The organism is Bartonella sp. TS25HLJMH (genome assembly GCF_042193505.1).
GTDB lineage: Bacteria > Pseudomonadota > Alphaproteobacteria > Rhizobiales > Rhizobiaceae > Bartonella > Bartonella grahamii.
The window spans coordinates 116,896-139,335 of record NZ_JBHILV010000004.1; the positions used below are offsets into that span (position 1 = coordinate 116,896).

Consider the following 22,440-nt stretch of genomic DNA (forward strand, 5'->3'; position numbering starts at 1 on the left):
GAGCTTTCTTCATCGTAAATTTCTTTCATTTAAAATCTATTCATGATGAATTACTCAAAGTCATTTGCTTGCACATTATAAACAAAGCAGCATGTAGAATAGAACTCTTGAAGAAAGACGTAAAAATGCCTCATCATCTCAAAACCAAGACTGTTAAACACACAAAGAGAAAGTCAAGAGTATAATGGTTCCAACCTAAAATCGCCTTGTAAAAAGGAATTGCCCCACAGTAGCAGCAAAAACAGAAATACTCTATAAGGAATGCAAAGCCCCACAAAAATGCAACATTTATATCAAGAGAATTGCGTTTTGGTGTGCCTAATTGGTAGAAGCTCAACCTATACAGCCATTCTATAACGTGTCAACAAAACAGTTTTAATTTCATTTCAAACATCATTGATATCAATTGGCAAGCTCCAAACTTTTAAATATCCATCTTATTTATTGCTTTAATCACAATTGTTTTTTTTAACTTAAGAGAGAGATTAAAAAAGCTTATAAATAAACTTTATGACTTCTTAAAGCATTTTCACTAATATTTTCTTCTTTTATTCATATTTCTCAATTAATTAATTTATTTATAAATTAAAATGTGTTATATATTTACGCTTGTTAAGTATTATTATGATATAAATGTAAATATTATTTTAATATAAAGAAAAATAATAAGTAAAATTTCTAACAGAAATATCCTTTCCACTGGATAAAAAAGGGATAAATCTTGATTTTTATAAAGTTTACTCTAGTTACAATTTAAATTCAGGCAAAGGAGAGTATCATGGAAGATGCAAACATCGGTTGGATTGCAGCTATTATTATCGGCGGGATCGCAGGTTGGGCTGCACAGTATATTATGAAAAGCCAAACAGGAATATTGTTAAATATCATCTTAGGGATTATTGGCGCTGCGCTAGCAAGCTTTCTTTTTAGTCTTTTAGGTGTAAGTTTTGCTGGTTGGCTTGGCTATCTTATTTCAGGTTTTATAGGAGCCTGTATTCTTATATGGATAGGACAAAAAATTCGATCATAGAGCATTTATTTTTTTACACCTTTTTAGGGATTCAATAAAAAACTGGGAAACAACTAGAAAAGTTTGAAATATTTCCCTGTAACTCGTTGTTACCAGTTTTGATATGATGGTGAGATGCTTAAGCTGCAATTTTGGGCATACACCATCACCGTATTTTAAAACGAAATGCAGTAAAAACCTTTATAACGCACCATTTCATACCTATATAAACTTACGCATATCAGGAGAGATATGTTGCGTTATTTTAACGAAATACGAACTTATTTTTGTACCGTGTGCGCAAATCTAGCTCATCTCACTGTAATAACAATCCATAAGGTTACAAAAATCACTAACGATGATTAAAGATTCTACCGCACAGCACTTAAATCCTATACACTTTATCAATAATACCTTTTTTACCGAAAAAATCGAAGAGCTCTTTTGCATTCTTAAGAAGTAAAGAGAGAAGGTAAGCAAAAAATGATAAAGAAATTCTCTCTAACCTGTGAAATAAAAGAATATCTAAAGTAGATATACTATAAATACATATGAATATAAATTTATTATAAAATGACTACACATTCTGTAATATGAAGTAATTTATTACAATTTCAATAATATAATCTATTTTAAAGTTTTCAAAAATATATGCTTACTATAAAATTCTTGATTATAAAGAATACGATCTCCTTTACATCTCAATTCAAAAGGTTTGAATATCTCTTCACTTTCTAAAGTATAAAATAAAGTTTTGTGTCTCTTAAAGTTTCCTCTTTATATCATCTGACATAGATGATTTTTTATATGCATTACAAACGAATTTTAAAGCACAAAACACTTTTCCCATTGCTCTCATGCAATAAAGAAATTTCCGTAATGCATTGTGTGAAAGCGCCTTGGATAAAACATAATACCTTATTTTGCTTTTTTAATGAAAATGATCCTATAATATGTATTTCCCGCATATCTTCCTGTTAAAATCTTGCTGCTTTTATACTCCTTGTATTAGAATAGAGCTATCTATTTAGTTCGCCCAACATAACATATGGAGTAAGACTTTAAATGTGGAGTAAAATGATGTTTGATCTCGAAGATTTCATCTTACCACCTCTAAAGTGGCTCTCTGATCAAAATCCTCTAATACCAGAAAACATTCGCGATTGGCTCATGGAATCGGGCTCAATGACGCTTCGATTAAAGAAATATTGTACCTGCCTCCAAGTTCAACCACAACGCGAATGTTTTATTACGCGAGATAAATTAACAGACGAAGCAGAACATCTCCCCGAAAGTGCGCGTTATTGGCTACGCGAAATCATATTGATGGGAGATAATAAACCTTGGCTCCTTGGACGCACTGTAATTCCGCAAGAAACCCTCCTACACAATCAGACCTTGATGCATTTGGGAACTGTACCTCTAGGACATTATTTATTTAACCATGACAAATTAACCCGCGATTACATTCATATTGGTCAACAAGGTGTGCTATGGGGACGCCGTTCCCGTTTGCGGTTAACGGGTAAGCCATTGTTGCTAACTGAACTATTTTTAACAGATTCACCACTGTATCCCCACAAATAAAGGGTACTCATCTTATTCTGCATAATTTATAGATTTTATATAGCTTATAAGGGATTTAATCAGAGAAAAGAATTTCAAAATCAGCTCAAAACACATTACAAACAAAGACTTATTTTAAAAATATCTTTTCATTTCATCCCTCAGTTTAAAAATATCTTCTATAGAAAAAACATTTTAAAGTTCTGATTTTCTTATCATTAAAACCAGCGCTTGAATTAAGAAGATACACACCATATTGATAAATATCATCTACATTTAAATTTCTTGCCGAATAATCACCACTCTAAAAAATACGGCAACTCTTTATCAAAAAAATGCTTTGAAACAGCAAAAAAGACAACAACACACTCCCAAAATTGGAAATCTGTATCAATTAGCTAATCGTCCTATTTTAAAATTTTTAACAGTGCAGACAATAGATCTTTTTTAAAAAGTAGAGACTCTATAATTTTTTTTGTTAATGATCTAACAGCTTTGAAGAACAGGAAAAATATAATACATAAAAGATGTTTTTATTGCTCTATGGACTCTAAAAAAGATTCGTTTATTTCAAAAAAATATTTTTTAATAATAGTATGTATGTACAAGATAAATGAGATTTATCAACATCCTACTGACTTACAAAGGCGACGCACAATAAAAAATATTTTCTAATCCCCTTGAATTAATAAAATCTATTGCAATTTTTTACGAAGACTATTGTACACTTTAGAAAAATTCATTTGCCCCGCATACCGTTCCTTAAGCCATGCCATCACCTTGCCGATATCGCGTAATTTTTCAGCTTTTGTTTGTGCCAAAGCTTCACAAAGAACCTGTTCTACTTCCATCTCCTTAAGTTGATAAGGAAGAAACTCACGAATAACTTCTATTTCTGCTTGTCCTCTCTCTGCCAATTCCAAGCAACCAGACTCTTTATAGACTCGCATCAATTCTTCACGCTGTTGAAGCATTTTAGTGAAAACAGACTGTATCTGCTGATCATCCACTTCTAACTTTCCTTGATCATAATAAAGGATATCACGATCCCTAACTGCAGCATTCATTAAACGAAGTGTAGCAAGACGCGCACTATCTTGCGCTTTCAAAGCAGCCCTAAGAGCCCCATCAATCTGGTTACGCAACATAAATTTATCCAATTTTGTTCAAGAAAAAAAGCCTTTTAACCAATCTTTATCCATCTTGCAATGGAGGATAAAAAAATAATTAAGGACTCGATCTTCGAAAAGCTAAAACAAGACTTTACCTCTTCATGGAATGTACTTATACTGCCTATTTCAAGCGAAACATTACCAGAATAATATACACAGCATCTGTTAAAGGTATGATTTTTGTGTAAAGTTGATCATTATACCTTTCAGAGAATAAATTGTGGATACATACTATGATACAAACGACTTCACCCAGCCACCCTTGGAGTATCAAAAAACCTACAGCCCTCTTAGTCTTAGCAGATGGAACCGTTATTGAAGGCAAAGGAGCAGGTGCTACAGGTATCGCTGAAGCTGAAGTGTGTTTTAACACCGCTATCACAGGCTATGAAGAAATCCTCACAGACCCGTCATACACACAACAAATCGTTAATTTTACTTTTCCTCATATAGGAAATGTAGGGGCAAATAGTGAAGATATTGAAGATCTCTCCCCTCTCAATTGTCATGGTGCTGTTGGCGCTATTTTCAAGGCAGACATTACACATCCCTCAAATTATCGTGCCAATGAAAATCTTCATCAATGGCTTAAAACGCGTAAAATTATTGCACTTTGTGGTATTGATACACGTGCGCTCACAATTCTTATTCGTGAAAAAGGTGCGCAAAATGCTGTCATTGCACATGATTCTAATGGAATTTTTGATATTCCTTCATTAAAGAAACGTGCGCAAAAATGGCACGGTCTCGTCAATCTTGACCTTACGAAAGACGTGACATCTCAATCATCAATACAATGGGATGAAAAACCATGGAGCTGGAATAAAGGATACGGTACAAATAATGTGCACAATCTTCATATCATTGCAATTGACTATGGTATTAAACGCAATATTCTTCGCCTTATGGCAACACAAAAAGCACGCATTACTGTTGTACCTGCCCACACAACTGCAAAAGAAATTCTAGCAATGAACCCTGATGGCGTTTTTCTTTCTAATGGACCAGGGGACCCCGCAGCTACGGCTCAATATGCCGTTCCAACGATCAAAACATTAATTGATCATAATTTACCAATTTTTGGAATATGTCTTGGTCACCAACTTCTCGCTCTTACGGTTGGTGCAAAAACCGTGAAAATGCACCAAGGACATCATGGTGCCAACCACCCAGTTAAAGACCTCAACACTGGAAAAGTTGAGATTGTATCGATGAATCACGGTTTCGCCGTAGATTCTGCCTCTTTACCACAACATGTTCAAGAAACACATATTTCTCTCTTTGATGGTTCAAACTGTGGTATTCGAATCATTGGAAAACCAGTTTTTTCTGTTCAATATCACCCCGAAGCTTCTCCTGGACCACAAGATAGCCACTACCTCTTTCAGCATTTCTGTGATCTCATTATGAATTATAAAAAAATATCTTAAAATAAAATATCTCACTTTCTAGCTTCTCTCCTTTAAATTATATCATCTTCCCATACACAACTATATTATTTGTATACCTACAACTTATTGAATAAGTGTTATTATTTATCATTTTGCAACTAAGATGAGAGCACTGAATAACTTGAATTTTTCTCATGACCTCTCCTCTTAGAATTGTATTCATCAAAATCATTGGCTTCCCCCTAAGCAAGATAAGTGTGTCGATAAAAACCATTTTTAAAAAGAGTAAAGCACCTAACCGTACCAAGAGCTCAGAGCTATCGGAACATTGGAAACTAGCAAAGTGAATGATTGGTGCTGCATCTTTTATATACGTAAAGTAAGCAGTGTACAGCAGATCTTATACCATTAACCGTGACTTTTACCTTATATTCTTTATTGGCACTATCATGAAATTGGCACAAACGCATTGAAAGCTATTGCTTCAAATAAGTATTGGATTCACAATACAATTTTAAGCATTCTATTTTGCATGAGAAGCATAATTCCTATTAAAGAATAAAAAACTAAAGTGTGAGACCATGCAACAAATCTCTACTTTTTTAAAGATATTACCGTAGATGGTTTTGAAAACTGTAACGCCCAATAAAAAAGTGATGGCAAAACAGGAAACGACTTTTCAATTTTGCAACTTTATATTCTTCAAAAATGAGTTTTTCTTTCGATTCCAGAAGTGATGCAAACAAATATACGCAATATTTTACTTCCAATTTGCCATATAAAATTTGGAATTGTTCGCACAGTACTGATATATCTAACGCAGATACGTTTTAATCTCTTTTTTCAATATGCTGCTGCATTAGCACTGGATATTAATTTGCAAGCAATAGAAAAAATACGGACTCTACTATACAAACAATATCACAAAAAACTTTTTGCCTATAAAATGATGTACTTTATTTATCTTGTGCATTCTCTATCAAAATAGTACGTACCAGCTCCCCTCAACAAATTAACGTACCCGCAAGACAAAAATAACTGTCGCAACGACAAGAAGAAAAAAGCCACCAACAAAAGGAGCACCAGAAAAATAAAACTGTGCATTTTTATCTGTAAAACATTCAAAAAGAAACACATAAAAAACAGAACCAAATATTAAACTTAACGAAATAACAGATGTCATCGCTCCTTGCAGTTCTCCTTGTACATTTGTCGGTACCCGCGCTGAAGCAATAGCACGTATAGGTGCATGAACAAGATATTCAAGCATTGTACACGCACAAACCATATAAACCATCCATCCCTGCGTCGCGAATGTATAGCCTAGCATAGCAACGGAGGCAAACAAAAGCCCCACTATAACAATATGCCAATCACTCCATCGTTTAGAAAAATAAGGCAAAATGAGAGCGACTACTATAAATTGGCCTACCCCAAAAACACTATAGGAGAGCCCAATAGAAAAAGAACTCCAATCATAGCGTTCTTTTGCAATGAAAGCCCAAATGCTTAACCATACAGATTCCGCTAACCAATAAAGAAAAAAGACCAATAACACCCAAAGAACCATCGGATATTGTTTCAGGTGCCAAAAAGCGCCTAAGGGATTTGCCCGCTTAATATCAAAAAAGCGCCTATTCCATAGAGAAAGAGTTTCTGGAAGCATAACCCAAGAAAAAATAAAATTAATGAGTGAAAAACCAGCAGCAAAATAAAACGGAATACGCGGACCAAACTGACCTAAAAAACCACCAATAAACGATCCTAAAATAAACCCCAATGCGGATGCAACGCCTAACAGGCCAAAATTGCGTGTACGGGTTTTATCATCGGATATATCCGCAAGATAAGCTGTACAAGTTGCAAAACTAGCACCACTCATCCCTGACAAAAGACGCCCGATAAATAACATAGAATAACTCCATGCTATAGCACATATGAGATTATCAAGAGCAAAGCAGATAATAGAGAGAAGCAAAATAGGACGACGACCATAACGATCAGAGAGATTGCCAATAAAAGGAGCAAACAAAAACTGCATCACTGAATAAGCTGCTAGTAATTTTCCTCTTTCTACAAAAGATGTACTGACATCTTTTCCAGTTAATTGAGAAAAATATTCAGGCAAAACAGGACAAATGATTGCAATGCCAAGAATATCTAACAATAAAGTGATGAACACTAAAACGAGCCCACGCTGAACAAAATTCGGATTGAGCATTTGGTCTTGCATAACATACACACTATTTTACGCATACAATTACTCCCCCGCTATCTTTTTACTCCCTTTTCCTTTTAAAAGTATTCTATACCATATACTTGTCACATACAAAATAATAACAAAGTAAAAATTTAAGTAATTGTCAAGATAAAACTATAAAATTACGTTTTAATTGGTGTATCATTATCAATGCATAAAAAATATTTGTACGACAAACTCATAAACAAGACTTCATGAAACACAGAGTATTTCCAATAGTTTTAGAGACATTATAATGGATTTTATCAGACATCATTTCCCCTTCTCATACCACCGTTTTCAGGAATCTCAATTCCATTTGATACGTTAGATATCCTATAGCAATTGAAACCTTTTAAACGATAAGCTATTAAAAAATTTTCTTACCCTCAGAATGTGCTATAAGATTAAAGCAGCATTACCCGAATAGCCTAACAACATAAAAAGCTCGTCATATTTTTAAAAATATTTATTTGACAATCATTTTATTTAAAAAATAAGTATATTATAGAGAAATATTCTATAATCTTAGAAACTATTCATATTGCTTGCAATTTGTGTAACCTTAAAAACCATGATTATATGCTACCGTTAAATCTAACGATGATCATGATACGCATTTAAAAAAAATGGCACTTTTAGAAATAGTTAGTCATGAATTGTTAATATAAAAATGGTGTATAGAATGCGAAAAATATCCCTATTAGTTCTCATTGTAATGTTGCTAACGGGATGTGATGTTCAGGATTCTGATTCACAAGAGAGTATTTTAGGAAATAAAATAAAAACACAACAAACAACCAACGTAAACCTAGATCCTTATACTCTAAATAAATTAAACGCTCTTCTCAAAAAACGTTCAGAAACAAATTATCAGGAAAAAGGAGCACTAATTGACTTTCTTTCTGAAGCTTTTTTAGGGACACCTTACCAAGCAAATATGTTACATGGCTCAGAAAATATACCAGAAAAACTGATTATTGATTTTAGAGGCTTAGATTGCTTCACTTATCTGGATTATGTTGAAGCATTGCGCAAATCAACATCCCAAACGGAATTCATAAATAACGTCATAAAAACGCGTTATATTAACGGCAATATTCATTTTTTAAATCGTAAACATTTTTTTACAGACTGGGCTTATAGAGAATATAAACTCGCTACTGATATTACCGCTGAAATAAGTCCCCATGCGATAAAAATAGAAAAATATCTCAATAAAAAAGCTGATGGTGGAAGCTATCTACCTGGGTTGCCAGTTGTGAAACGCACGATTACATATATTCCAAGTAACTTTATTAATGAGGCGGTTATAGGTCGTTTACAGTCTGGTGATTTCATTGGTATTTATACGAAACTTTCTGGATTGGATGTAACACATGTGGGCTTCTTTATCATGACAGATAAAGGTCCAATGTTAAGAAATACTTCTTCACGAAAAGCAAACGAAAAAGTCGTTGATTCTCCTTTTATGGATTATGTTGAAAAAACACCAGGAATCATTGTTTTAAGAGCTCTTTAATAACATTATAGCGATATGAAATATCTTCCCTATTCTTCAAATATATACTGTAGTTATTCATGTCAACATCTAACTTCGTTCAAGCTATATGGATACAATATATTTGTTTACAATTTTTAGAGAAAAAAGTCGTTTTGATCTAACTTTGTTTATAGGTATGAAAAAACCACTTTTGAAGAAATCACGAATTTGTAATCACTTTTACTAATTGAATGATAAAGATAGGCAAAACTCTATTATAGTATCACGCTTTCCTTTCATATTCTCAACCAAGGGGTATCTATAGATTACCACTAATCTGGTCTTTACGAATATAACGTAAAAGACATAGACGAACGTTTGTAAAAATAAGTAAAAGTAAAGCCAAATATGTTTGGTTGTTGTCTCATAAAGTATTTTATAAAAATTCGATCTATCTTTCTAATTTATTGCGTATAAATTTTTGACTTTATAGCATTGTTTTCCTCATAAAGTCTTTGCTTTTTCTTGTTATCTATACATTAAAATAGCCCTGATAGGATAGCATATTTATGATTAGGATGCACCAATACTGTACAAGTCATTGCAAAATTTTTGATGCTAGATTGGAATGAAAATATGAAGGCATCAATTAAAAACCAGTTTCTATTTTTAGCATAATTCTTTAGTTCAGCTTTGCGATTTTCTAAAGCAACGACAATAATATCTTTTAAAGAGTAGAGCTATGAGCATTATTTTTTGTTTTTTTATTCTTTAATGAGTCCCCCATCCTTCATACAATAAAGAACACTCAAAACAGAATACATTTTATCGATAAAAAACACATTTATTAGCAACAATAATGATGATTAATCTATGATCACAGACTTTAAAATTCTATTCATAACTTTTATATAAAATTTATAATTAAATCTCATTAAACTTATTACGAAAGCTTCATTCCTCTTCGCCGTAAGAAACAAAACATCTACTCCCGACAGTTTGTAAACAATCCGTTCTCTTAAGTGAATTTAAGCGGCGAACCATTTCATGAGATTCACTTACACAAGAATATACCGGCAAGCCCTATTTTGAATATTTACTCCACACTCTAAAAACACTTAATAGATCAAATTTTATATACCTTATCTCACCCCACCTTAAATGATAGTGTTTTAATGAAATAGAATAAATCTTGCCTTAAATACTCTGTTTAACCTTTTATAATTGATTGATGCAAAAATTAAATCAACGAAAGAGTATCATTGTATTTTCGAGAGGTATGAATCGCCCCATCATAAAAAACAATCTCCATAACATGACAGGCAATTTGAAAAAAATCTTTTTATATAAAAGGTACCACCGTTGTACCGGGAGGCAATTTTGCCTCATCTTCAGGCTCGACATGAATAGAAATACGCACATTATCAAATTCTTTTTGAAGAACACCTTCGATTTTATCACAAATTTTATGTGCTTCTCCTACCTGCATTACAGCAGGCACAACCAAATGAAACTCTATAAAAGTAACCCTCCCAGCAACACGCGTCCGTAAATCATGAACCTCAAGCGCACCAGATGCATTTGCAGAAATCAGCTCCCGAATCCGCATGCTTTCATTCAATTCAACGCCGACATCCATTAATCCCTGAACAGCATTTCTAATCACCTTCCATCCCTGCAAGAGAATATTAACGGCAACGATTATCGCTAAAATTGGATCTAAAACTCCCCATCCTCCTACAAAACCAGCAATCAGACCAATTAAAATTGCAAGCGAAGTAAAAACATCTGTTATAAAATGGACTCCATCAGCTTTAAGAGCCGGTGAGCGATGATGTTTTCCCTGCCAAATAAGGACCATTCCCCACATACAATTTATGACAGTTGCAATAAGATGAATAACAAGCCATATTCCAGGCTTCTGCAATAATTGAACGGTAGAAAGAGCTATCCATGCTTCTCTTAAAATAACAATTGCCGCAATAATAATGAGTATCCCTTCAAGAATTGCGGAAAAATATTCTGCTTTATGATGCCCAAAGGGATGATCCTGATCCGCTGGCTTCATACTCACTTTAACAGCCCACCATGCTGCCAATGACGCAAGAATATTAACTATTGATTCCAATGCATCAGAATAAAGTGCAACCGAACCTGTGATGTGATATGCCCAATATTTCAAAGCAAAAACAATACACGCAATAAAAATAGAGTATAAAGTTAAGCTTTGTATATTGATTTTTACATCCATGAACCTCATCCTTTTCTTCACGAAATAAGGGATTAATATTTTCAACCATATAATTATACTTTTGGCATATCGACAATATTTCCTCAATATTACAGAAGCTTCAGCATACAATAAACGCTTCAGCTCACATTATTATCGTAAAAACTGCTCAGTTACACAAACAGAATCAATAAAGGAAGAAGAGAGGAACAGAATAAACAAAGAGCTTTCCCAAGAGCAATCAAACACATCACCTTCATTATTAATCGTTTTCTGAATAACTTAAAGCCATCTCACATCTCATAAACGAAAAACTTTTTTGCTCAAATGTATCATGATCATGCATTGCTTTTCAGTCTTATGATGCGCATTATAACCCATCTATAAGCCATCTTTGAACCTTAGAAAAATATCTTAGCACTCTACTGTAACCTTACAGGTCAACTGCATTTTGAAATGTGATTTACTAAAAAATTGAGATATAAATAAAGAAAAACAATGACTACCCTCAAAAAAAGAATCTGGGCATTGGGGACCCAGATTCTTTTCCCTTAGAAATTAAGGGCATACAGAACTTGGGAAATAGCGGGGACCCAAGACACTGCACCCGATACGAGAAAAATATATGATCCCGTACCAGTGTTTTTATACTATACCTATGGTTGTATATTGTCAACATAAATTCTACCATAAGTTTTAAAATAATGTTTTTTTATCTCTTTTTTTTAAATAAAATAAATTCTAACATCTGGAAATCATAAGAAAAAAGCACTAAAAATCTCGCATGCATTTGAATATCATAACAATCAATGAAACAGATGATCCACGCCTAAAAGCCTATCATAATATCCGTGAAAAAGATCTTGTTGGACGGCAACATCAATTTATTGCTGAAGGCAAAGTAACATTGTCCGCATTACTGCACTCGAAAGATTTTTCTGCCATCTCACTGCTCATCGTAGCAAACCGTCTCTCTAGACTTCTACCGCTTTTAGAAAAAACACAGCCTCTATGTCCCATTTATTGTGTTCCACAAAAAGTCATGGATAATATCACCGGCTTCCATGTTCATCGTGGTGTCTTGGGTATTGGTAAATGCAAAACACTGCCATCCTTACAAAGTTTTCTACAACATCTTCCAGAAAAAGCTTTGATTCTTGTTTTATGTGGTATCTCGAATCACGATAATATGGGATCAATTTTTCGTAATGCAGCAGCCTTTGCCAGTAATGGCATTATTGTCGACAAAACCTCATGCGATCCACTTTATCGTAAATCAATAAGAGTTTCTGCCGGCGCTGCTTTAAAAGTACCCTATACGCAAAACGCTGATATAAATGACATTATAGCTGCTCTAAAGGATAAAAACTTTCATCTTTATGCACTCTCCCCTTCTGCTTCACACACTCTCAAGCAAGCCAACAAAACTAAAAGAATGGCACTTATTTTTGGAACAGAAGGCGATGGCTTACCGCCCCATATACTACAACAATCAAAAACCTTACGTATTCCCATGACTAACGGTTTTGACAGCCTTAATGTTGCCACAGCCTCAGGTATTGCACTTGCCCATTTTACCAACTTTGACCACTAAAGATGATAACACTTTAAGTTGTAAAACATATCCGATGTTGTATGTTATCTATCAGTCCCAATAATGTTGCTGTTCCCTAGCATTTGAAAGCATTGATTAAAAAACATTTTATATTTTTCTTATCAATACTTTCCACCCCCTAACCCCGCTCATGACGTGCAAAAGACATAATTTTGATGGATCCAATCATAAAACAAACTCTCAATGAAAAAACCTTCTGGAAGTCTCTCATTCAAGTTTAAGGTTGAAAATTATCGTTATAAATCAATCAACTATGTTTTATGAAGCTGTTGTTTTAGTTCAGAGGAAACAGAATCTTTTGTTTCAAGATTGCATAAAACGCGCTTCAACATCATTTCAGTATCGGCCGCACGTTCTGAATGTGTTACAAATCCTCCCCCAAGAATACGCGCCTCATGACCATTTCCATCATAAAGAACGCAAGCTTGCCCTGGTGCCACACCATTTTCACATTCCAATAAATCAACGGAAAAAATACCTTCTTTATAATGTAAGCGCGCAAGGTGAGGAGGACGCGTTGAACGCACCTTTACAGCTACCTCAATACCTTGAGAAGGGAAATTATCTAACGACTCATCACCAAGCCAATTCACATCACGTAAAAAAAGCTTATGTGTTTCTAACATTTCACGCGGTCCAACAATAACACGTGCATTTTCCACATCGAGATAAACTACATAAAGCGCTTCACCCGTTGACACCCCAATACCACGCCGTTGACCAACCGTATAATTAACAATTCCCGAATGTTTACCTAAAATCTTTCCATCAATATGGACAATAACGCCAGGATTAGCGGCTTCTGGACGCAGTTTTGCGATAACATCTGAATATTTTCCTTGTGGAACAAAACAAATATCCTGACTATCATGCTTATTGGCAACCACAAATCCCATTTCTGCTGCCATTTCACGAACGCGGGCTTTTGGAAGGTCACCAAGTGGAAAACGCAAATAATCAATCTGTTCTTGTGTCGTTGCAAAGAGAAAATAACTCTGATCACGATCATTATCGAGAGGACGAAAGAGTGCTCGATGCGCTCCGTGGGAACGCGAACGAATATAATGTCCCGTAGCCAAAGCATCTGCCCCCAATTCACGTGCTGTTGCTAATAAATCAGCAAACTTAACCGTTTGATTACATGCAATACATGGTACTGGTGTCTCTCCATGAGCATAGCTTTCTGCAAAAGGATCAATAACAGCTTCGCGAAAACGCTTTTCATAGTCAAGAACATAATGCGGTATTCCTAATGTTTCTGCAACGCGGCGAGCATCCTCAATATCTTGTCCTGCACAACATGCCCCCACCCGATGCGTTGCTGCCCCATGATCATAAAGCTGCAACGTAATGCCAATAACATTATACCCTTCCTTTTTCAAAAGACCTGCAACAACCGATGAATCAACCCCTCCCGACATTGCAACAACAATGCGAGAATCCTCAGGTTGTCCTGGTAAATCAAGACTATTTAAAAACATGTATTCATTCTCTATTTAATGCTCTGTTTAATGGCTACCCATATGTTAACATTTTGATGTACGCTCTTCAGCACTTTTACACGATTGATTGTCTTTATATTGTTTTTTTATCTTTTCCACAACCATAGGCATTACTTTCTTAAAGGCTGCTGCAAACAAAAAAGAATGATAGAAATAAGGCATAATGGCAATCGTTTGGGAGAAAACCTTTTTTGCTCTTTTTAAAATCTGAAAAATATTACAAGAAGCTCTTCTACACACTTCACTTAAGCTTCTTTTTACGTGCTCAATCACTTTATTAATTTTTTCTTTCAGCGTGTTTAGCTCTTTTTTAAATTTCATGCTCTATAAACGAATCAAGTCCTTGACTAAAGGTAGAGGATACGAATGACCAATTTGATAAAAACACAAATGAAATATGTTATTGGGCCAGATGGAAGTCCGCTTACAATTGCCGACCTACCGCCGCAAACAACACGACGCTGGGTGATTCGTCGCAAAGCTGAAGTTGTTGCGGCTGTCAGAGGTGGATTGTTAAGTCTTGACGAAGCGTGCCAACGTTATACTTTGACTGTAGAAGAATTTCTTTCATGGCAAAGTTTGATCGATGAACACGGTTTAGCGGGATTACGAACGACCAAGATTCAAAACTACAGGCATTAAGTTGCCATTGATTACGATTCGATAACATAAAAAAACTTATAAAACAGCCAAATTTGATAAAAATTTGGCTGTTTTATACTATACCCAAAAGATAAATCTAAAAGAATGGATTTTTCAATAATTGCTTTTATCATCCAACCGTTAAATTAGCCAACCATTGAATTAGATTGAATCAAAATATCCTCATCATCCGCAGCAATCTTCTTTTCTCGTGCTTCCAAAAGCTGTGCACGTTGCAGCTCTGTATTAGCTTCATGGAGAGCAATTTCAGCGTTTGTTTTTTGAAGCTGTAAATCACGAATTGAATTGATCAGATTATCACGTCTTTGCCGCGCTGCACGCGCAAAAGCAGAATAAGCAAAATGGTGAACATCATTGTTTCCAGATTTACGTTCTTCATGAGTAATCTGTGCTTCCAGCTCTAACACCATTCGTTCAAATTCTGCGATCATCATCTCAAGCTGTGCAATTTCACGGCGTTTTCCACGCACTTGAAACATCCTCAATCGCACCATATTTTCTCGTGGCTTCATACTCATTACTCCTTGATTGCGCCAACTCAAAACTCGCATTCACACCCAATAAATATCTTTTAGTTATATGTCTATCCGACAAAAACAGTCTATTGACTTGAAATTATAATAATTTTTGCCTTTCATTAAAGCGTCTGAAAATACAATCTGCTTTAAAGCAGCAATAACTATTTCTTTACTTTTCCCCACATTATAAAATGAAGAAATTTAAAGCTCAGTAAACAAACACTGAAATTGTAAAAAAGTAATTTATAATGCTCTTTTACAAATTTTTTTAAGTTAAAGTTTATAGAAAAAGCCCTTCTTTTTTTATTATGTTAAAAAATATGCGATTTTTCTAAAATAATTTTGTAGCCTCTTTCAAAAATAAAAATATTTTGTTAACCACTATCATGGATAGTGGGGAATTTAGTAGTGATTGTTACGCGTACTACTGAAATATACATAAACACTTTGTTATAAGTGTTTGATTTCATGAATTGTTTTTATAACAGTGGCTTTGCTAACTGATTATAAAATAGAAATGCTCCTTATGATTCGTGAAGGAGCGAAGTGAGGGATCTAAAATGCGCGTATTATTAATTGAAGATGATAGAGCAGTTACTCAAAGCATTGAGTTAATGTTAAAGTCAGCTAACTTTAATGTTTATATCACTGATCTGGGTGAAGAAGGTATCGATTTAGGAAAACTCTATGATTATGATATCATTTTGCTTGATCTGAATCTCCCTGACATGTCAGGGTATGATGTCTTGCGGACTCTAAGGTTGGCAAAAATAAAAACTCCTGTCCTAATCCTTTCTGGTATGAATGCCATTGAAGACAAGGTCCGTGGTTTTGGCTTTGGAGCTGACGACTATATGACAAAGCCTTTTCATAAGGATGAGCTCATTGCACGTATCCATGCAGTTGTTCGTCGTTCTAAAGGACATGCACAATCGGTTATTGTTACCGGTGATCTCACTGTTAACCTTGATGCAAAAACCGTCGAAGTTGCAGGGCGCCCCGTTCATTTAACCGGAAAAGAGTATCAAATGCTAGAGCTTCTCTCTTTACGTAAAGGTACCACCCTTACTAAGGAAATGTTTCTCAATCATCTCTATGGTGGAATGGATGAACCAGAACTAAAGATTATCGATGTTTTTATCTGTAAATTACGGAAAAAATTGGAAGCAGTCTCTTCTAGTGTAAATTACATTGATACAGTTTGGGGACGTGGTTATGTATTACGTGATCCAGTTGAAGAGAACGTACGAAAAACCGCTTAAGCAGTGAACATGCACTTTGTAAAATCTCGGAGTGTAGCGGGCCGAGATTTTTTCCTGAGATCTGTTCTCTGTTAAAAAAAGTAGAAAACTCGCACACCAAGAATCTCATATAGAAAGCGCTTAAAGCTTAAGAAGTAACCACACAGAATTTACACATATAACCCTATTGCTCATAAGTTCAATCGAAGCCACTTTTCCCAAAACGGCTTAAGCGCTTCTCTCTTATTCAAAGCTTTTTTACACTTTCTAAAACAATACAATGATCATTTTCATCAATATTTATTTTCATCTCTGTCATCTGAGAAAGTAACATTGTGTAATAAAATTGGATGACATGTGCATCAATAAGCTCTTCTTGAACTTCTCCACGAAATAACGCAAGAAAATGAGGGGGTATACGGAGAGTTTTACCGAAAACCTCAAATCGAAAAGAACGTTTATTTTCTTCTTGCAAAATCATAACAACAATTTCACCACCACGAGAAACTGTTGCGTTTGCAATCAATAATAAATTAAGCAAAAGTTTAACTTCATCTTTTGGTAACAATAAAGAAGAAGCTTGCCATTTTAAAGTTGCTTTTTCTTCTTTCATATATTGTTGAGCAACCTGCTCTGCAGCCCGTGTATCTATTTGTCCTCCACTTGCACCAGCAAAACCAAAAGCCAATCGTGCAAATTGTAGACGTGCAGCAGCACTCGCAACGGATAAACGCACCAATTGTAAAGCATCTTCTTCAGCTCCTCCTTCATCATAAAGCTCCATTGCATTTTGAATAGCCCCCACAGGTGAAATCAAATCATGGCAAATACGACTACAAAGTAAAGCAGCAAGATCCATAGGCTTCAAAGAAATATCTAACGTCATAATGATTGAAAACTCCTAGATTCAAAAAAACAAACTTTATTTTAAAGAAAAACTCTTAATATCTGATGCATAATAGGAAACATTAACAATAATGCTAAAAAAAAATCAGAAATAAATTCAAGAATTTAAATAATCTTATATCTTATTTTTTATTTGAATAGAATGAAAATTCTAATATTATCTTTTTGTTTATCACTAATAAAAGGAGAAAACTCCATGGCTCTCTCTCTGCTCAAATACTGGTACAAAAATTTTATATCTTTAATCTTCCTTTTATTCATCACCATAAACACTGCACATGCTCAACTACAACCAATAGAGCAAAACGAACCCCATTATTCACTCCAAGAAATTATTGATTCTGGTCATCTTTTTTTTGGAAAAACAGCTAGTGGTCTGGCTGTTGCAATTCAAAATATTTTTTCACAATACGGTTATCCCAATGCCTATATTTTAGGAGAAGAAGCTTCTGGTGCCTTTTTTGCTGGATTAACCTATGGCGAAGGAAAGGTTTTTACCAAAAGCTATGGTCAACATAAAGTTTTTTGGCAAGGTCCCTCAGTAGGATGGGATTTTGGTGGCCAAGGCTCCCGTTTAATGATCTTAGTTTACAACCTTAATAGCATAAATAATTTATGGAAACGCTATGGTGGTATTTCAGGTTCGGCCTATTTAATTGCAGGTGTTGGTTTTCATGTCCTCAAATACCATAATACCTTGTTAATCCCAATACGTACAGGAATCGGCGCACGCCTTGGTATCAATATAGGATATTTAAAATTAACACCTAGGCCGACATGGAATCCGTTTTAAACGTATTCTTATTTGAAAAGAGGTATTATGCTTATTCAATTGTTTCTTTTTTTTATTCTTGGAGTTGCTTTCACTTCTTGGGTACTAGTCCTTTTGTCTCCTTTTATTTGGCGTAAAGCCGTTCATTTTGCGTATAAAGATGTTTGTGCGCAAATGCCATTATCACTCGCGGAAATAGAAGCAAATCACGATTTTCTTCGTGCACAACATGCTGTAGAATTAGCAAACAACCAACAAAAGTACGAGTTTTTGCAAAAAAAATACGCCCAACAAAAAATACAACTGAGCCAAATAACAGAACAATTTTATCGGCTATGCCTCCCCACACAAGACACTCTCACCAAAGAAGCGATAGCAATCAAACAAAATCTCGCCACAATACACACTTTCAAAGGAAAGAAAAATGATGCGTGAAAAAATCGCACACTATCAGCAACGTTTACAAAAAATCCAAACTCATGAGCTTGACACGACTGCTAACCACCAATTGCTGGAAGAACTCCGTGAAGAAACAAAAGAACTTGCAGCAACATTGGCAGCTCAAATAGCGCTACAAGAGGGGAATACATCACCCATCAATACATTGATTCAAAAATCAAAAAGCAAAAATGACCTCGCATCACGTATTCGCAAAAAAATCACTTGTCTCTCCAAAAGCCCCGTTAAATAGGTTATCTTTTAAAACACCTTGAATTGAAGAGTAAAACCAACAAAGGTTCATTGTAACTTTCATAACCCAAATCCTTTTTATTAAACGTAACTTTCTTGCTAAGCTAAAGGACAAAATTTCTTAACCCATACCGTTCTGTTAAAAAGCATCTTCTTGTCTAGCAGATTCCACTTGCTAATCATATCACCGCCCTAAAGGACAACATTTCATCGGTCCTAGAAAGTAAATAATACCAAAAACATTGGTCACACACTCTAACAAAAAATACCTTCTAAGATGGGTCACCAATAGAACTCTTACGATAATTTAAAGGATAAAACACGCTCTCAAGAGTGATAAAAATCTCTTATTTTTTGGATAATCATATCCTGATCCGTTTGTGTCAAGTAAGGATGCATTGGTAAACTTAAAACACACTCTCCTAAAGACTCTGAAACAGAAAGGGAATCTTTTACATAAGGAAAGTGTTTATAAGCTGGCTGTTGATGTAAAGGAGTTTTATAATAAATCATTGTAGGGATAGAATTTTTTTGTAAAAAATCTTTTAATTTATCACGTTCTTTTACCTTAATCGTATATTGTGCATAAGCAGAACGAATATTTTCTCCTATTTCTGGAACTGTAACAATATCTCTTAAGCCATTGGAATAGCGTTGAGCAATTTCTACACGCTTTTCCATTTCATCTTCAAAGATCGCAAACTTTTCTAGTAAAATTGCAGCCTGAATGCTATCTAAGCGCGAATTCATGCCAATACGTACATTGTCATATTGCGTTTCACCTTTACCATGAAACAAAATAGATCGTAAAAGTTCTGCCAAATGATCATCATTGGTCATCATAGCTCCTCCATCGCCATAACATCCTAATGGTTTTGCAGGGTAAAAACTTGTAGCAGCCACATCACCAAAAGCACCGCACATAGTATTACCGCTTCTTCCACCCATAGATTGAGCAGCATCTTCAATTACAAAAAGATTTTCCTTTGCTGCCACTTGAGCAATTTGCACATAGTCAGCAGAAAGCCCAAATAAATCAACAGCAATAATAGCCTTTGGCTTTAAACATCCCTCTTTTTTTACCATTTCGATAGCGCGAGAAAGTTTTTCAACATCAATATTGAATGTATCAGGTAAAACATCAACAAAAACAGGCTTAGCCCCCACCAAAGCAACCACTTCAGCCGTTGCTGAAAATGTAAAACTAGGACAAAACACAGCATCCCCTGGACCAATATTTTTAGCCATAAGAGGCATCTTCAAAGCATCTGTTCCATTAGCACATGCAATCACATGTTTAACGCCAAGATATTCTGCCAATTTCTCTTCAAATTCTGTTACTTTTGGTCCCAAAATATACTTACCACTAGCGACCACATGTGCAATTGCAGAATTAATTTTATCTTCAATACGCGCACGCTGCGCCCCAAGGTCGATGAATTGCATATTAACTCCATTGATCATCACAAGAATGCAAAAGCGCTACCTATCTCTTTTATCTATCATAATTGACACCAGCAGCTGTTAAAATCCGTAAAACCGCAATAGCATCATCACCATTTGTACGAGGTGATTGACGCGTTTCAATACAATGAAGAAAGTGCCGTAATTCGCAAGTAAGCGGCAAATCTTCACAAACATCAATATAATTCAGCTCATCCATGCTAAAAGCCCACTCTTGATTTTCTTTCCAAACGGCAAAATAGTGCATTGCCAATTTACGACTCCACGGTTCCATATCATCAAAAACGAGCATAGCTTTTGTTCCAACAACAGTTAAACGTCTCTCACGATAAGAACTCAAGCGTGAAGTAAAAAGATGACTACGCACACCATTTGGAAAAGTCATATGAATATGAGAAAAATCAGAAATCTGATCAACGACAGCAGCCCCCTCACCACGAATTTCGGAAGGTTCACACCCTGTCAACGCCAAAATCATTGAGAGATCATGAGGCGCAAGATCCCATAAAGCATCGCTGTGTGTGTGAAATTTTCCAAAGCCTAATCTATGAGAATAAATATATCGCACATCTCCCACTTCTCCGTTTTTCACCAATTCACACATTTTTTCAAAAGCCGGATGAAAACGTAAAATATGGCCCACCATAAAAACTCGCTCATAAGCGTCAGCCTCCTGAACTTGGCGTTTAGCATCAGAAATATTCAAGGCTATTGGTTTTTCCACCAAAACATCTTTACCATTTTTAACAGCACGGAGCACATTTTGCGTATGCAATTGTGGCGGCAGAGCTAATACCAGCGCATCAATATCTCGATGCGTAAAAAGATCATCTGGTGTAACAAGCTCTACACCACACATCGTTGCAAAACTAGCAGCACGATCATTATCAATATCAGAAACTGCTGCCAAAGCCCCGAGAGAGTGGAGTGTCCGTATATGATTTTCACCCCAATGACCGCATCCTAAAACCGCTACACGTGGCACCATTTTCATGCCTTACCTTACTTTATCATATAAAATTACACTTTTACATATCGAGGATAAAATAGAATGACAAGAGAAAAGCTTAAAAACGATGCTTGACATCTTACTATTCTACCCCTTATATCCGCAAAAGATGTAATTCTTTACAATTATGATTGCTTATTTTGGCGGAGTAGCTCAGTAGGTTAGAGCAGAGGAATCATAATCCTTGTGTCGGGGGTTCAAATCCCTCCTCCGCTACCATTACTTTTTTTGTTGTGTAGCTGTATGTATGTAGCTTGCCTGTAGCTTGCCAGCAGGTTTTGTATATTTTGCCACTGTAGCTTGACGCCAGGTTTTGTATATTTTGCCACTAGGTTTTGTACCAATTTATTTTTTTTCACAGGATTTTAAAGGTGTTCTCAAAGGGTATTTAAAGCCCCTTTTTCTTTTCTGCTCAAAATCGCAATTTGAGATGATCAACTCCTTGAGTTGGAATCGCATTATTTGAGAAGCAGCATGCATAAAATGGTATGACTTCTTTTAGCATAAATTGAGTGATAGTTTTTCTGTATCCTAAGCACATTATTAAAAGAAGAAGAAGCGTTTAAGCAATTCGGTCAACTTGACTGAATTCCTCTTCAGTCTGCAATTGTGCAATCTTTGCACCATTGCTCCTTTAAGGAATTGGGTAAACATTACCCTATTGCTGTATCCATGCAATTGGATCAACTTGATCCTATTGCTGATTTAAGGAATTGGTGCAACTTGCACCTATTCCTTACCTCCACACCAAAATGCGAACTTTTGATTTTGCTCTCTTCTCCCTCTATTTGAGCAATAGGATCAAGTTGATCCTTTGATTTTCTGTTTCCACCAGCCTCTATTCTTTGTTGCTTTCTTTTCCCTTGTTTGGCGCTTCGAGTGTAATTTCTGTAGTGTATCCGCTTTGTTTTTCATAGCAGTGGGTGACGGTTGCAGCTTTCCATGGACCATTGATTTGCCCACGAAACCC

The 22,440-nt window shown here is 35.3% G+C and carries 19 protein-coding genes, 1 tRNA gene and 1 pseudogene; 11 read left to right on the plus strand and 10 right to left on the minus strand.

The genetic code is table 11. The annotated features are described in order from the left end of the window. Positions 1-778 precede the first annotated feature (778 nt). Both ACFINF_RS03315 and ubiC read left to right on the plus strand, forming a co-directional pair. The gene (locus ACFINF_RS03315; RefSeq protein ID WP_015856666.1) at positions 779-1,030 is read left to right on the plus strand and encodes a GlsB/YeaQ/YmgE family stress response membrane protein; all 252 of its coding nucleotides are present in this window, start codon (positions 779-781) and stop codon (positions 1,028-1,030) included. A gap of 1,059 nt (positions 1,031-2,089) precedes the next feature. Then, positions 2,090-2,596: a chorismate lyase gene (gene ubiC / locus ACFINF_RS03320; protein ID WP_375619676.1), complete on the plus strand. Its 507-nt coding sequence runs from the start codon at positions 2,090-2,092 to the stop codon at positions 2,594-2,596. Positions 2,597-3,270: 674 nt separating this feature from the next. Here the strand turns inward: ubiC and ACFINF_RS03325 are convergent. After that, a complete protein-coding gene (locus ACFINF_RS03325) occupies positions 3,271-3,723 on the minus strand; it encodes a GatB/YqeY domain-containing protein (RefSeq protein ID WP_375619665.1) in 453 nt (150 codons plus the stop codon). A 257-nt stretch (positions 3,724-3,980) separates the two neighbouring features. On the opposite strand from ACFINF_RS03325, the gene carA reads away from it, so the two are divergent. After that, positions 3,981-5,177 carry a glutamine-hydrolyzing carbamoyl-phosphate synthase small subunit gene (carA, locus tag ACFINF_RS03330; RefSeq protein ID WP_375619666.1) on the plus strand — a complete coding sequence of 399 codons (1,197 nt, stop codon included), beginning with the start codon at positions 3,981-3,983 and terminating at the stop codon, positions 5,175-5,177. Positions 5,178-6,150: 973 nt separating this feature from the next. Here carA and ACFINF_RS03335 read toward each other — a convergent pair. After that, positions 6,151-7,371, minus strand: coding sequence for an MFS transporter (locus tag ACFINF_RS03335; protein ID WP_375619667.1), 1,221 nt, complete (start codon positions 7,369-7,371; stop codon positions 6,151-6,153). A 691-nt stretch (positions 7,372-8,062) separates the two neighbouring features. On the opposite strand from ACFINF_RS03335, the gene ACFINF_RS03340 reads away from it, so the two are divergent. Next, the gene (locus ACFINF_RS03340) at positions 8,063-8,899 is read left to right on the plus strand and encodes a DUF1460 domain-containing protein (RefSeq protein ID WP_375619668.1); all 837 of its coding nucleotides are present in this window, start codon (positions 8,063-8,065) and stop codon (positions 8,897-8,899) included. A 1,303-nt stretch (positions 8,900-10,202) separates the two neighbouring features. On the opposite strand, the gene ACFINF_RS03345 is transcribed toward ACFINF_RS03340, so the two are convergent. Continuing rightward, positions 10,203-11,111, minus strand: a complete 909-nt coding sequence (locus tag ACFINF_RS03345; RefSeq protein ID WP_015856672.1) for a cation diffusion facilitator family transporter — start codon at positions 11,109-11,111, stop codon at positions 10,203-10,205. A 763-nt stretch (positions 11,112-11,874) separates the two neighbouring features. Between ACFINF_RS03345 and ACFINF_RS03350 the strand changes: the two genes are divergently transcribed. Further along, on the plus strand, positions 11,875-12,684 hold the full coding sequence (locus ACFINF_RS03350) for a TrmH family RNA methyltransferase (RefSeq protein ID WP_375619669.1): 810 nt from the start codon (positions 11,875-11,877) through the stop codon (positions 12,682-12,684). Positions 12,685-12,956: 272 nt separating this feature from the next. Here the strand turns inward: ACFINF_RS03350 and mnmA are convergent, their stop codons facing one another. Together mnmA and ACFINF_RS03360 are read right to left on the minus strand one after the other, a co-directional pair. After that, positions 12,957-14,186, minus strand: a complete 1,230-nt coding sequence (gene mnmA, locus ACFINF_RS03355) for a tRNA 2-thiouridine(34) synthase MnmA (protein WP_273788025.1) — start codon at positions 14,184-14,186, stop codon at positions 12,957-12,959. A gap of 45 nt (positions 14,187-14,231) precedes the next feature. Then, positions 14,232-14,528, minus strand: coding sequence for a hypothetical protein (locus ACFINF_RS03360; protein WP_375619670.1), 297 nt, complete (start codon positions 14,526-14,528; stop codon positions 14,232-14,234). 45 nt (positions 14,529-14,573) lie between these two features. Between ACFINF_RS03360 and ACFINF_RS03365 the strand changes: the two genes are divergently transcribed. After that, complete coding sequence (locus ACFINF_RS03365; protein WP_015856675.1) at positions 14,574-14,849, plus strand: DUF1153 domain-containing protein; 276 nt, start codon at positions 14,574-14,576, stop codon at positions 14,847-14,849. A 146-nt stretch (positions 14,850-14,995) separates the two neighbouring features. Here the strand turns inward: ACFINF_RS03365 and ACFINF_RS03370 are convergent, their stop codons facing one another. Beyond that, positions 14,996-15,382, minus strand: coding sequence for a hypothetical protein (locus tag ACFINF_RS03370; RefSeq protein WP_015856676.1), 387 nt, complete (start codon positions 15,380-15,382; stop codon positions 14,996-14,998). A gap of 566 nt (positions 15,383-15,948) precedes the next feature. On the opposite strand from ACFINF_RS03370, the gene ctrA reads away from it, so the two are divergent. Then, the gene (gene ctrA, locus ACFINF_RS03375) at positions 15,949-16,650 is read left to right on the plus strand and encodes a response regulator transcription factor CtrA (protein ID WP_015856677.1); all 702 of its coding nucleotides are present in this window, start codon (positions 15,949-15,951) and stop codon (positions 16,648-16,650) included. A gap of 226 nt (positions 16,651-16,876) precedes the next feature. Here ctrA and chpT read toward each other — a convergent pair whose 3' ends face one another. Next, entirely contained in the window at positions 16,877-17,515 is a 639-nt protein-coding gene (gene chpT, locus ACFINF_RS03380) for a histidine phosphotransferase ChpT (RefSeq protein WP_375619671.1), read from the minus strand. 216 nt (positions 17,516-17,731) lie between these two features. On the opposite strand from chpT, the gene ACFINF_RS03385 reads away from it, so the two are divergent. From ACFINF_RS03385 to ACFINF_RS03395, 3 genes are read left to right on the plus strand one after another with little or no spacing between them, the layout of a single operon-like run. Further along, on the plus strand, positions 17,732-18,328 hold the full coding sequence (locus tag ACFINF_RS03385; protein WP_375619672.1) for a DUF1134 domain-containing protein: 597 nt from the start codon (positions 17,732-17,734) through the stop codon (positions 18,326-18,328). 27 nt (positions 18,329-18,355) lie between these two features. Continuing rightward, on the plus strand, positions 18,356-18,742 hold the full coding sequence (locus ACFINF_RS03390; protein ID WP_375619673.1) for a hypothetical protein: 387 nt from the start codon (positions 18,356-18,358) through the stop codon (positions 18,740-18,742). Continuing rightward, positions 18,732-18,998 (plus strand): hypothetical protein, encoded by a 267-nt coding sequence (locus ACFINF_RS03395; RefSeq protein ID WP_026500327.1) that lies wholly within the window; start codon positions 18,732-18,734, stop codon positions 18,996-18,998. Before ACFINF_RS03390 ends, ACFINF_RS03395 begins: the two co-directional genes overlap by 11 nt. A 326-nt stretch (positions 18,999-19,324) precedes the next feature. On the opposite strand, the gene ACFINF_RS03400 is transcribed toward ACFINF_RS03395, so the two are convergent. Next, the gene (locus tag ACFINF_RS03400; protein WP_375619674.1) at positions 19,325-20,443 is read right to left on the minus strand and encodes a DegT/DnrJ/EryC1/StrS family aminotransferase; all 1,119 of its coding nucleotides are present in this window, start codon (positions 20,441-20,443) and stop codon (positions 19,325-19,327) included. Between the two features lie 49 nt (positions 20,444-20,492). After that, complete coding sequence (locus tag ACFINF_RS03405; protein WP_375619677.1) at positions 20,493-21,449, minus strand: Gfo/Idh/MocA family protein; 957 nt, start codon at positions 21,447-21,449, stop codon at positions 20,493-20,495. A gap of 163 nt (positions 21,450-21,612) precedes the next feature. Here ACFINF_RS03405 and ACFINF_RS03410 point away from each other — a divergent pair. Beyond that, positions 21,613-21,689, plus strand: a tRNA-Met gene (locus tag ACFINF_RS03410). A 619-nt stretch (positions 21,690-22,308) separates the two neighbouring features. Here the strand turns inward: ACFINF_RS03410 and ACFINF_RS03415 are convergent. Beyond that, a pseudogene (locus ACFINF_RS03415) lies at positions 22,309-22,440 on the minus strand (late control protein); the annotation flags it as partial.